Below are 12,510 nucleotides of genomic sequence, written 5' to 3'. Positions count from 1 at the left end.
CCCATGCGTACGTTCTCCACCACGACCCTCCGGCGCGGTGCCGTGGTCCTGGCGACGGTCCTGGCGAGCTCGCTGGCCGGGGTCACGGCCGCCCAGGCGGTCGACATCGGCTTCGTGCCCGGGAGCCTCGTGTCCGAGGCCCAGAACGCCGACGGCACGCCCTACACGACGGCCGGCGGCACGCCGTTCCAGGTCGTCAACGCGTTCAAGCTCGAGCGCGACGCGGCCGGCACCCAGCCGAAGGGGTTGCTGCGCGACCTCGACGTCGGCCTGCCGGCCGGCCTGACCGGCAACCCGCAGGCCCTGAGCGTCTGCTCGCGGGCGGACTTCAACGGCCAGGGAATGTTCGGGCCGAAGCTCTGCGCCGCCAGCTCGCAGGTCGGGCAGATCGAGCTGACGATCCGCAACCTGGGCTACGTCGACGAGACCACCCCGGTCATGAAGATGACCCTCCCGGTCTACAACGTCGCCACCCGCAAGGGCGAGGTCGCCCACTTCGCGTTCCGCGTGATGACCACGGCGATCCACCTGTCGGCCCGCGTGCGCCCCGGCGACTTCGGGGTCAGCACGTCGTTCAAGAACCTGGCGACGACGCTGCCGCTGATGGACCAGAAGCTGACGCTCTGGGGCGACCCGAGCGCGGCCGACCACGACGCCGCTCGTGGCTACGAGTGCCTCACCGTCGACGGCGAGGAGCTGATGTGCGGTGGTGGCGGGCTCACCAGCGGCGCCACCTCGACGGCGTTCTGGCGGATGCCGACCCGCTGCGCCGACGTCCAGCCGACCACGTTCCGCGCGACCGGCTGGAACTCGACCAAGGTCCTCAACGAGACGGCCAACGCCGAAGCGAACGTCGATTGCGACCTGCTGCCGTTCGCGCCGACGCTCGACGTCACGCCGGACACGACCCAGGCCGGCGCTCCCGTCGGGCTGAAGGTCGACCTCGGCGTGCCGCAGTCGCAGGACCCGAAGGCTCTCGCGACCGCGCACCTGAAGGACGTGGCCGTCAAGCTGCCGCCCGGGATGACCGTCTCCGCGTCCAGCGCTGATGGCCTCGGGGCGTGCACCGACGAGCAGTTCGCGGTCGACAGCAACGAGCAGGCGACCTGCCCGCTGTCCTCCACGCTCGGCACGGCGACGATCGACACCCCGGTGCTCGACGGCCAGGTTCCGGGCAAGATCTACCTCGGGACCCAGCAGCCGAACCAGCTGCTGCGCGTGTTCCTCGCCTTCTACGACGAGCAGCGCGAGCTCTCGATCAAGCTCCCGGGGCGGCTCGTTCCTGACCCGATCACGGGCCAGATCACGGCCCACTTCGACGGCAACCCGGAGCTGCCGTTCACCAACCTGAGCCTGCGGTTCAAGGGTGGTCCGCGCGCCGCGCTGGCGAACCCGACGACCTGTGGCACGGCATCCACCAGCGGCCTGCTGACCTCGTGGGGCGGCCAGGTGACCGCAGTCCGCGACGAGTTCCAGGTCACCGGCTGCGGCGATCCCAATCGCTTCGAGCCGACGGTCGACGCCGGCACGCTGAACCCGCTGGCGGGGGCGTTCTCGCCCTTCTCGGTCACGGTCGCGCGGACCGACGCCGACCAGGAGCTGAAGCAGTTCGGCGTGCAGCTGCCGCCGGGCCTGCTCGGCGCGATCGGCAGTGTGCCGCTCGGCTCGCAGGTCGGTCGGGTCGCGGTCACCGCCGGTGCGGGCAACGCCCCGTACCAGCTGCCCGGCAAGGTCTACCTCGAGGGCCCGTACAAGGGCGCTCCGTTCTCGCTGAAGATCGTCGTCCCGGCCAAGGCCGGTCCGCTCGACCTCGGTGAGGTCGTCGTGCGCTCGCCGCTGCAGGTCGACGCCACCCGCGCGCAGGTCAGCGCGCCGGCCGACCCGCTGCCGACGATCCTCGAGGGGATCCCGCTCAAGATCCGCTCGGTCAACCTGACGCTCGACCGCGCCGGCTTCATGTTCAACGCGACCAGCTGCACCCCGCAGCAGGTCGGTGTCTCGCTCGCGAGCACCGCCGGTGCGAACGTCACGCGGTCGGTCCGGTACCAGCCGTCGGGCTGCGGCGATCTGCCGCTGAACCCGCGCCTGAGCCTGGACTTCAAGGGCAAGAGCGAGCTCACCAAGGGCAAGCACCCCGGTCTCGTGGCGCAGCTCTCGCAGCCGAAGGGGCAGACGGGACTGAAGCAGGTCGAGGTCAAGCTGCCGGCGGCGGTCGCGCTGGCCGCTGACAACGCACAGGCGCTCTGCACCCCGGCGCAGGCTGCGGCCCGCGCCTGCCCGGCGGCGTCGATCGTCGGTCGCGCCTCGGTCCGGACCCCGGCCCTGCACGAGCCGCTCGCCGGCCCGGTCTACTTCGTCGAGGGCACCCGCCAGACGGCGAGCGGCAAGACGGTCAAGACGCTGCCGAACCTCTGGCTGAAGCTCGAGGGCGAGGGCGTGCCGCTCGACCTCTGGGCCAAGTCGCAGGTCGACTCGTCCGGTCCGGTCCAGCGCCTGACGACGACGTTCGACGGGGTCCCCGACGCGCCGATCAGCGACTTCCGGTTGGAGCTCGCCGGCGGCAAGCACGGGATCCTCGCGGCGACGCAGGCGATCTGCACCGCTGACCGCAAGACGCAGACCCGCTTCGACGGGCAGAACGGCGCGCGCCGCAACGGCGCGGTCACGATCGGCGCGGCGGAGTGCGGCGTGCGGGTGGCCAAGGCCACGACGACGCGCTCGGCGGTGCGGGTGACGGTCTCGGGGATCTCCGCCGGCCGGGTGACGGTCTCCGGCCAGGGGATCGTGCGCACCAGCCGGACGATCAAGCGGGCGACGTCGGCCGCGGTCACGGCCCGGCTCTCGGCCGCGGCCCGCCGCTCGGTCGCCCAAGGTCGCTCGGTCCGGGTGCCGGTCCGCGTCTCCTTCACGGCGAAGGGGCAGAAGAAGGCCAAGACGGTCACCCGCACGGTGACGGTCCAGGGCGCGCGCCGCTAGCGGCACGCACGCGGACGGGGGCCGATTCGGCCCCCGTCCCGCCCCGCTCGGCGCAGGCCGAACGGGGCTTCAGCGGGGTCATCGAACGGGGCGCTTCGGCGACCCGTTTGGCGTTGCGTGCCAACTCGGGTCATGATGACGCGATGGACGCACCGTACGAAGTGGACGTTCCAGCGCGATCAGCGACCGGCCCGCGGCCCCTGATCGGTGAGCCGCTGGCCCTCGACCTGATCAACACCGTCTGGCGTCAAGCCGGGGTCGACTACGACCTGCTCGTCGACGACGACGGACTTCGGCGGTGGATCGACGAGCACGCGGACGAGGCCCACGCGGGGCCACTGGTGGTCCGGCCCCCGGCGGCTTCGCGGCTCGCCGACCAGCGGGCGGCGCTGGTCGAGGCCCGAACGGCGATCCGTGGAGTGCTCTCGCAGCGCGACGACGCGTCAGCCTGCGCCGCGCTCAACGCGGTCCTCGCTCACGGACAGGTCCGGGCGACGCTGACCGCGGGCGAGCCGACCGAGGCGATCGAGTTCGACGATTCGCGCTGGTCGCTGCCGTGGCGCGCGGCCCAGAGCCTGCTCGTGCTGCTGCGCGACCGGCCCGAGCGGGTCCGGGGCTGCGCCGGCGAGGGCTGCTCGCTGTTCTTCCTCGACGTGACCCGCAGCGGGACCCGCCGCTGGTGCTCGATGGAGCGGTGCGGCAATCGGGCGAAGGCCCGGCGGCACTACGCGCGGGTCCGGACCGAGGGCTAGGACCCGGTCGGCGGCGGACCCCGCAGGATCCGGCCGACCGGGAGTCGCTCAGGCCGTGGTCTTGCTGTCGATCAGGCGCTGCTTGGCGGCGGAGACGGTCTCCAGCGCCTCCTCGCGGGTGCGGAAGCCCTGGACCTCGACGACCTTGCCCTCGGGCTGCTTGTAGATCTCGAAGAAGTGCGAGATCTCCGTCTTCAGCTGGTCGGAGACGTCGTCGAGGGTCTCGACGCCCTTCCAGTTCGGGTCGGCGACCGGGACGCAGATGACCTTGTCGTCGACCTCGCCCTGGTCGATCATCTTGAACAGGCCGATCACGCGGACCGGGATCCGGCAGCCGGGGAAGGTCGCGTCGGAGACGAGCGTGAGCGCGTCGAGCGGGTCGCTGTCCTCGCCGAGGGTGTCGGTGATGAACCCGTAGTCGGCCGGGTAGACCACCGAGGAGTACAGGTAGCGATCGAAGACGATCGCGCCGACCTCCTCGTCCCACTCGTACTTGTTGCGCGATCCCTTGGGGATCTCTACGAACATCAGAAGATCGTCGGACACTCGGGGAATTCTACGGTTCGGCCGCCCGAACGGCGGGCCGGATGGGCCGGGCCCGCCGCCGCGCGCTCCCGTCGGGGACCCCGATCGCGCCCCGCGGCAGGCCCTCACTGCCGTTCTCTGTGTCCGCCGTATACTTCGCCGTCTGCCGTCCGATCGCCGGGAATTCGTCGAGCGGCCTTGGCCTTCGGCGCGGGATCGGGATACTGACGGGGTGAGCACCGACGCCGCCACCCTCAGCATCAACACGATCCGGACGCTGTCGATCGACGCCGTCCAGAAGGCGAACTCGGGGCACCCGGGTCTGCCGCTGGCCTTCGCGCCGGTCGCCTACCTGCTCTACGCCGAGCGGATGAAGCACGACCCGGCCGACCCCACGTGGCCCGATCGCGACCGCTTCATCCTCTCGGCGGGTCACGGCTCGGTGCTCCAGTACGCGGCGCTGCACCTCGCGGGCTACGACCTCTCGCTCGCCGACCTCGAGGCGTTCCGCCAGTGGGGCTCGAAGACGCCGGGCCACCCCGAGCGCGAGACGACCGACCACAGCACCGCCTTCGCGTCGGGCTCGGGCGCGCCGGTCAGCCCGCTGACGGCCGGGGTCGAGGCGACCACCGGCCCGCTCGGCCAGGGGATCAGCAACGCCGTCGGCTTCGCGATGGCCGAGCGCTTCCTGCGGGAGAAGTTCGGGACCGAGGTCCAGGACCACCACACCTACGTGGTCGCCTCCGACGGCGACCTGATGGAGGGCGTCTCCGCCGAGTCCGCCTCGTTCGCCGGGCACGTCGGCCTCGGCCGCCTGATCGTCTTCTACGACGACAACGACATCTCGCTCGACGGCCCGACCTCGCTCTCGTTCGACGAGGACGTCGAGCAGCGCTACCAGGCGTACGGCTGGCAGACCCTCCGCGTGACCGACGTCAACGACGTCGACGCCCTCCGCGCCGCGCTCGACGAGGCGGAGGCCGACGAGGCCCGCCCGACGCTGATCCACGTCAAGTCGATCATCGGCTACCCGTCGCCGAACAAGCAGGGCTCGAGCAAGGCCCACGGCGCCCCGCTCGGCGACGACGAGGTCCGCCTCACGAAGGAGGCCCTCGGCTGGGATCCGGACGCGCACTTCCTCGTCCCCGACGGGGTCTACGAGCAGTTCCGTGGCCAGAACCCGGGCCCGGCCGCGCACGCCGCCTGGAAGCAGCGCTACGCCGCCTGGCGCGCCGCCGACGCCGATCGCGCCGCCGAGTGGGACGCCGCCTGGGCGGGCAAGCCGCTGCCGGGCCTGAAGGCCGCGCTGCGGGCCGTCCCGGCCGAGAAGGAGGCGACGCGGATCTCCGGCAAGCGGGCGATGGCCGCCTTCGCGCCGTTCGTCCCGACCCTGGTCGGCGGCGCCGCCGACCTCGCCTCGTCGACCAACACGGTCCTGCCCGACGCGGGCTACTTCACCCGTGAGGCAGCCGGCCAGAACGTCCACTTCGGCGTCCGCGAGCACGGGATGGGCGCGATCGTCAACGGGCTCGCCGCGCACGGCGGGATCGTCCGGCCGTACGGCTCGACCTTCCTCCAGTTCGTCGACTACATGCGCGGCGCGGTTCGGCTCTCGGCGCTGCAGAACCTGAACGTCGCCTGGGTCTACACCCACGACTCGGTCGCGCTCGGTGAGGACGGCCCGACCCATCAGCCGGTCGAGCACATCGCCTCGCTGCGGGCGATCCCGAACCTGACCGTGATCCGTCCCGGCGACAGCGTCGAGACGCAGGCCGCCTGGGCGACGGTGCTGGAGGACCTGGCCGGCCCGGCGCTGTTCGCGCTCAGCCGCCAGGGCATGAGCCCGCTCCCGCGTGACGGGGGCGACGACGCCGCCTGGGAGGGCGTGCCGCGCGGCGGCTACGTCGTCAGCGAGCCGGCGGACGGCGCGCAGATCGTGCTGGTCGGGACCGGCGCCGAGGTCGGCGTCGCCGTCGAGGCGGCCGCGCTGCTCGGCGAGCAGGGCATCCGCGCCCGGGTCGTCTCGCTGCCCTCGTGGGAGCTGTTCGACGCCCAGGACGACGACTACCGCCAGTCGGTGCTGCCGTTCGACCTGCCGTCGGTCTCGGTCGAGGCCGGCGTCACGTTCGGCTGGGAGCGCTACGTCGACACCGCCGTCGGGATCGACCACTTCGGCGCCTCGGCCCCGGGCGGCGAGCTGCTCGAGCGGTTCGGGATCACGGCCACGAACGTGGCCGACCGCGCGCGCCAGCTGCTCGGCGAGTAGCCGCGCGGAGCCGGGCGGCCGCTGGCCGGTTCGGCGGTGAGGCTTCGGACTGGACCGGGCCGGGGCGGGGGCGGGCCGGGTCGGGTCGGGTCGGGTCGGGGGCGGATGGTGGGCCTCGCGCGGGACTGGGGTCACGTTGCGTCGGCCCCCGCGGGCTGGGGTCATCTCGCGTCGCCAGGCGACGCGAGATGACCCCGCTCCGGGACCCCGACGCGAGATGACTCCAGTCGCCGCTGCCGCCTCGCCACCTCATCGGGCCTCGGTGTTCCCGTCGGCCCGGGCCTGCGGAGGTTGCGAAGCGGGGAGGGGGGAGAGCCGCGGATCGCTCCGACATCCCCGTGCCGTGTCGAGAACCGCAACAGCCGTCGTCCCCCGGATCAGCCCCGCCCGGTCGAATCGACCTGCGCCGATACGGCGGTCCGCCACTCCCCCGTCCACCCGCTCGGTAACGCACCCCGCTCGCCCGCCAGCGAGCGACGGTCAGAGCGGGCGGACGGCGGACCGCACCCGTCCGTCTCCTCCCGGGACGGACGACCCCGGCGCGCGCCCCTCCCGTCCGGGCGGCGCCGTGGTCAGCAGGAGCTCGCCCCGCCTCGGCGGGGTCGGGTCTGGCGGCAGTGCGCGCCGTCTGGATGCCGTCGACTCCGGCGTCCGGGCGGCTCGTCCGCGGCGGGTCGACGCTCCGGCGCGCTCCTCGTGGGCGACGCTGGTCCTGGTCTGCGCGGCGCTGACCGCTCTGGTGCTCGTCGGCGGGCTCGCGCTGCTGCCCGCGTCGGTCGCCGTCGGCACCGGCCTGCTCGGGCTCGGCGCGGCCGCGCTGGCGGTCTCGGCCGGCGCCTTCGTGGTCTGGGCGCGGGTCTGGCGGGGCCGGGGCCTGCCCGCGGCGGAGGGTCGCGTCCGGGTCCTCTCGGGCGTGGCTGCGGCGACCGGCACGGCCTGGCTGCCGGTGCTGCTCGCACTGGCGCTGCACGCGGCCTGAGGGGCGTTCCGGCGTGCGGTCGGTGGCGGGCCCGGCGCTCCCCAGCGCAAGCGGTGCCGCGGGCCGGCGGCACCGGGTGACCCTCGGATCGGCGTCGCGCCGTCAGCTGCCGCTGACTACTTCCGCAGCGCCTCGTCGAGGACCGGCTTCAGCTGGCGGTCCGCGGCCGAGCTGAAGGTGATGTGGATCGCCGACGGCTCGCGGACCCAGGCGATCAGGTTCATCGCCTGGAGCCGGGTCAGCGTCCACTGGAAGAGCTGGGCGGTGTTGCCCGCGTAGCGGCGGCTGATGTCGAAGGCCCAGCCCGTCGTGTGCTGGGAGAGCGCGTGGGTCGCCTGGACGTTCTCGCTGCCGAGCAGCGCCTGGTACTTCTCGTCGCGCACGCTGCTGGTGACGATCAGGCGGGTCGCGGGCTTGCGGCCGGCGTCGAGCTCGCGGACGGTCGCGCCGATCGTCAGCAGGCCGGCGAGCGCCCCCGGGCGCAGCGCGCGGTAGCGCGAGCGTGGCTGGTCGAGGCGGGCGGCCAGCTCGCCCATCTCCTTGCTGACGACCACGCCGTTGGTGCGCAGCGCGGTGGTCGGGAGCGGGATCAGGACGCCGGTCCGCTCGGCCCGTGCGAGCGCCGCCGGATCGGCGAAGACCGGCGTCTTGCCCGGCGGGTGGAGCAGGTCCTCGCTCGACGCCTTGCGGGTCTGGAGCGCCGCCTCGCGTTCGAGCGCGGGCGGATCGTGCCGGAACTGGCGCATGATCCGCTCGGCGGCGCCGATCCGCCAGTAGTACGAGGACGAGTCGTCGCTGAGCCCCATCAGCAGCGCCGAGGCCTTCGGGCTGCGGAGCGGATCGACCCCGAAGTAGACCTCGACGTAGGGCACGTCGCCCTTGCCGTACGCCTTCAGGACGTTCTGGAGATTGCCGACCCCCATGTGGTAGCTGGCGACGGCGAGGTCGTCGCGGTCACCGAGCTGCTCGCGGGCGAAGTCGAGGTAGCGCGTCGTCGCCTCCAGCGCCTTGCGGGGATCGAAGCGCGGGTCGGCGCGGATCCGCGCCGCTTGCAGCGCGGCGAGCTTCTTCTTGTTGCCGCCGTCGGCCTCGCGCGCGATCCGCTTGGTCAGGCTGGCCGACTTCTTCAGATCGATCTTCATGTCGAGCAGGCTGGTGCCGGTCTCGGCCACGATCTGGGTGAACCCGGCCGCGTCGCGGACGTTGCCGGTCGCCATCGCGTCGGGCCGCCCGGCGCTCTCGAGGTAGACGATCGCCTCGAGCACGTTCGGGTCCTCCTTCGCCTTCTTGGCGACGTCCTCGATCAGCGGGCGGTAGGTCGAGACGCGCGCGGCGGTCAGGACCGCGCCACCCGGGACCAGCCGGTACAGCGGGTTGGCGAAGCCCGCCTGGGCGCTCCGGGTCAGCGTCGCCGCGTCGCGCTTGGCGTCGGGGCGGAGCCGGCTCAGGGCCGTGCGGCCGAGGACGGTCGTCGTCCCGGGATCGGTGGCCGGCGTGGCGGCGGGCTTCGGGTCGTCCTTGCCGCACGAGCCGAGCAGGAGCAGCAGGACGACGATCACCGCCAGCGCGGCCGCGATCAGGAGCCACGGCGGCTCCCTGCGCGCGGCCGGCACGCCGCCGCGACGGCGTGACGACGGGGACCGAGGGGAACGGTCGGGCACCCTTCGATGGTTGCAGGTGCGGGGCCGCGTCGAGCCGGCCGCCCGGGTCCGGTGCGGCGCGAGGACGGGGTCCTCGGCGACCCGCCCGGCCGGTCGCCAACGGCCCGCCGGGTGGCCCGCCGGTCAGTGCAGCTCGAACTCCTCGGCGCCGTCCTCGACGACCTCGGTCGCGGCCTTCGGGGGCGTCGCGGCGGCGGATCCGGTCCCGTTCGGGGTCGCGCCGGTGCTCGGGGTGGAGGGGCGGGCGGGCGTCGTCGTCGGCGTCGCCGGTGCGGTCGCGGTGGAGCCGCCGCCGGTGGTCGTGGTCCCGCTGCCGCTCCGGTTCGGGAGCGCCGAGGCCGAGCCGCCGGAAGCGGCGGAGCGGGACGCGGCGGCGGCGCTCCCGGCGCCCCGCGCGGCTCCGGTCGCTCGGGAGCTGCGCTTCCCGGAGGCGGCCGCGCTCGACGGGCGCGCGGTCGTCGCGGTCCGGCCGGACGCGTCGGCGCGGCGGGAGCCGGCGGACGAGCCGTTCCTGGTGCCGCGGTCGGCGCCGGAGCTGGTGGAGGTCGCGCCGCCGCCGGGGCGCGCGCCGTCGTGGGGGTCGGAGTCGCCGCTCGAGAGCGCCAGCGCGGTGGCGGCGACGGCGATCGTCGCGGTGACGGCCCCCGCGGCGACCAGGTTCGCCCGCCCCGACCCGCGACCGAGCCGGCCGAGCACGCGCCCGGCGCCCCGCGCACCGGCGGCGCCCGCCGCTCCCGCGACCCCAGCGGCCGGGCTCCCCGCGGCTCCACTCGTGCTGCCCGCCGCGCCGCCGTCCCCGGCGCGATCGCTTCCGCCGCTCCCGGCCACGACCCCGCCGCCGGCCAGTCCGCCCCCGCCCACCAGCAGCGGCACCGGCGGTGCGACGGCGGCCAGGCCGCGCAGCCCGAGCACGCGGCGGCGGCAGCTCGGGCAGTCGGCGAGGTGGTCGAGCGCCAGCTGGTGGCGCTCGCCGTCGGGGTCGAGGACCCCGAGCGCGTAGGCCTGGACCAGCGACCCCTGGGCCGCGCACCAGTCGCCCTGGACGTCGCGGACGAGCTCGCCGAAGCGCTTCGACACGCGGTCCATGATCTTCTCCATCCGGCGCGGGGAGAGGCCCATGATCTCGGCCGCCTCCGGCCGCGAGCGCTGGTGGATGTAGCAGAGGGTCGCAGCCTGGAGCTCGCGTCCGTTCAACCGCTCGCGCATGCCGGTGCGGAGCGCCCGGAGCTGCCGCTGCTGGTCGAGCCGGCGCTCGACGTCGGGCCGCGGGGCGGGCAGCTGCGGGTCGAGCTCGGCCCGGCGGTCGACCCGCAGCGCGCGGTGGTCGTCGAGCGACCGCCGGTGCGTGATCGTGACCAGCATCGCGATCCGGTTCTCGATCCGCTCACCGTCGGCGAGCATCAGGTAGAGCGCGTGCCAGGCCTGGTTGTAGGCGGCCTCGAGGTCGGCGTCGTCGAGCTCGACCCCGGCGGCCTGGAGCTTGGAGCGGACCGTCCGCAGGACCTCGTCGCGCGAGGCCTCGTACTCGCGATCGACGAGCAGCTCGGGGCCGTCGCGGTGCGGGCTGCGGACGTTCACGGGGCGTCGACCCGGACCTGGATCCGGGGGCCCCGCAGGGTCGGCCACGGCCAGGCCGGCGCGGTGGCGACGCTGGCCCGGAACGTGAAGCGGGTCGGCCGGGTGACGCTGCGGAACTGGTACCGCCAGCGCCAGTTGCCGTCGCGGTCGACGCGGACCGCCCCGACCGGACGCCAGCTGCCGCCGACGATCGCCTCGATCTGGAGCAGCGTCTGGTGGGTCGCCGGTCCGGCGCCGCGGAGCTTCCCACGGAGGCTCACCGTGCGTCCGCTCCGCAGCCGCCGTGGGGTCGCGGTCGTCGACAGCTGCAGGTCGGAGCGGGCGCGGATCTGCTTGGTGGCGGTCGGCGGGGCGCCCGCCCACGGGGCGAAGGTCGCCGTCACGCGGTAAGCGCCCGACGGCAGCCGCGAGACCGAGAAGCGGCCGGCCTCGTCGCTGGTCGCGCTGGCGAGCTCCTGGTCGGCGGTCGCGTTGACGCCGAGCGGCCGGCCGAGCAGCACGATCCGCGCGCCGGCGATCGGGGCCCCGTCCGCGGTCCGGACCGTGCCGGAGATCGGTCGCGTGCGCGCCCCGTCGGCGCGGCCCGCCTGCAGCCGGATCCGGGGCTGGGCGACGGCCGGGCTGCCGTTGTCCGGGGTCCCACCCTGGACCGGCGGGATCGGCGTCGGCGCGAGCGGCGGCACGGCCGGCGGCCCGGGGGTCGGCGGGACCGGCGTCGGCGGGGCGACCTCGAAGCTGATCGGCCCCCACGGCGTCGCGTTGCCGGCGGCGTCGGTCGCGGTTCCCGAGGCGGTGTGCGGCCCCGCCGACAGCGCCGCGGTGTCGACGAGGAACAGCGGCGCGGTGTCGGTCGGGCACGGCCGGGGATCGGCGTACGGCAGCCGGCAGTCGTTGAGCGGGTTGCCGGAGCCGATCGTCGTCGGGGGGCCGCCGTCGACGGCGAGCGAGACGGCCGCCACGCCGCTCTCGCCGTCGCGCGCGGCGATCTGGAGGGTGCCGGTACCGCTGACGGGGGCATCCGTGAGCAGGGTGCCGGTCGGCGCGGCGACCGCCGGCGGGGTCGGATCGTCGAGCCGCACGCGCGCGCGGTAGAGCGTCGTCGCCGCGACGGGCGTCATCGCCGGGTCGCAGCGGTTCGAGCGGCAGCGGGCGAAGACCTTGATCGTGTCGATGGCGCCGGCCGCGTCCTTCGCCAGGTGGTTGGCGGCGGCCAGGGGGTCGGCGGCATCGGTCCCGCAGTCGACCGGGCCGAACAGGCTGTCGCAGGCGCGGCTGGTGACCGCGGCCCCGGTCAGGACCTCCTCGACGCCGACCTCGTAGAAGCTGTCGCCGGACACGAGCGGATCGAGCACGGTCGCCGAGCGCCACAGCTCGTAGTCGACGATCTGGGTCCCCCGCGGCCGGTCGAAGCGGAGGTCGAGGCCGGAGATGCTGCGGCTGCGGTCCGGCCGCAGCGCGACCCGCAGGCCGCCGCTCGGCGCGGCGCAGTCGTCGCTGGTCTCGACCTCGTCAGCGGTCGTGAAGTCGTAGTTCACGAACCAGGCGCCGGTCCCGATCGGGGCGCCGGCCGCGTCCCGGCACGACCAGACCTCGTAGGGCGCGGCCGCCGCTGGGCGCGGGGTCGCCAGCCCGGCGAGGGCCAGCGTCAGGGCGAGCAGCCCGAGCGCGACCGTGATCCGTAGCGGACCGGTGGGACGGGGGACGGGGCGGGCTGGTCCACGCAACGGCAGCACGCGTCTGAGCATGCCACCGAACTCCACCCGCTGCCTGCTG

8 protein-coding genes are annotated in these 12,510 nt (G+C 74.5%); 4 read left to right on the top strand and 4 right to left on the bottom strand.

Annotated features, from left to right (window positions below):
- Nucleotides 1-3 precede the first annotated feature (3 nt).
- Nucleotides 4-2,976: a hypothetical protein gene (locus ACVUH9_RS14110; protein WP_475757955.1), complete on the top strand. Its 2,973-nt coding sequence runs from the start codon at nt 4-6 to the stop codon at nt 2,974-2,976.
- Nucleotides 2,977-3,119: 143 nt separating this feature from the next.
- Nucleotides 3,120-3,728 (top strand): CGNR zinc finger domain-containing protein, encoded by a 609-nt coding sequence (locus tag ACVUH9_RS14105; RefSeq protein ID WP_475757953.1) that lies wholly within the window; start codon nt 3,120-3,122, stop codon nt 3,726-3,728.
- A gap of 48 nt (nt 3,729-3,776) precedes the next feature.
- Here the strand turns inward: ACVUH9_RS14105 and ACVUH9_RS14100 are convergent, their stop codons facing one another.
- On the bottom strand, nt 3,777-4,274 hold the full coding sequence (locus tag ACVUH9_RS14100; protein WP_475757952.1) for an inorganic diphosphatase: 498 nt from the start codon (nt 4,272-4,274) through the stop codon (nt 3,777-3,779).
- 211 nt (nt 4,275-4,485) lie between these two features.
- Here ACVUH9_RS14100 and tkt point away from each other — a divergent pair, with 211 nt between their 5' ends.
- A complete protein-coding gene (gene tkt / locus ACVUH9_RS14095; protein WP_475757950.1) occupies nt 4,486-6,519 on the top strand; it encodes a transketolase in 2,034 nt (677 codons plus the stop codon).
- 568 nt (nt 6,520-7,087) lie between these two features.
- Entirely contained in the window at nt 7,088-7,498 is a 411-nt protein-coding gene (locus ACVUH9_RS14090) for a hypothetical protein (protein ID WP_475757948.1), read from the top strand.
- Nucleotides 7,499-7,614: 116 nt separating this feature from the next.
- On the opposite strand, the gene ACVUH9_RS14085 is transcribed toward ACVUH9_RS14090, so the two are convergent.
- From ACVUH9_RS14085 to ACVUH9_RS14075, 3 genes are all read right to left on the bottom strand, one after another.
- On the bottom strand, nt 7,615-9,159 hold the full coding sequence (locus ACVUH9_RS14085; protein WP_475757946.1) for a DUF5715 family protein: 1,545 nt from the start codon (nt 9,157-9,159) through the stop codon (nt 7,615-7,617).
- 123 nt (nt 9,160-9,282) lie between these two features.
- On the bottom strand, nt 9,283-10,737 hold the full coding sequence (locus ACVUH9_RS14080) for a sigma-70 family RNA polymerase sigma factor (RefSeq protein ID WP_475757945.1): 1,455 nt from the start codon (nt 10,735-10,737) through the stop codon (nt 9,283-9,285).
- On the bottom strand, nt 10,734-12,470 hold the full coding sequence (locus ACVUH9_RS14075; protein ID WP_475757943.1) for a carboxypeptidase-like regulatory domain-containing protein: 1,737 nt from the start codon (nt 12,468-12,470) through the stop codon (nt 10,734-10,736). Before ACVUH9_RS14075 ends, ACVUH9_RS14080 begins: the two co-directional genes overlap by 4 nt.
- Between the last annotated feature and the right edge of the window lie 40 nt (nt 12,471-12,510).

The organism is Patulibacter ginsengiterrae (genome assembly GCF_056269115.1).
The sequence above is the reverse complement of the archived record's forward strand: the minus strand, read 5'-3'. Positions and strand labels throughout refer to the sequence as shown.

Excerpts from the sequence above, each read along its gene's own strand:
- ACVUH9_RS14110 (WP_475757955.1), top strand. The coding sequence starts at position 4 with ATGCGTACGTTCTCCACCACGACCCTCCGGCGCGGTGCCGTGGTCCTG.
- ACVUH9_RS14105 (WP_475757953.1), top strand. The coding sequence starts at position 3,120 with ATGGACGCACCGTACGAAGTGGACGTTCCAGCGCGATCAGCGACCGGC.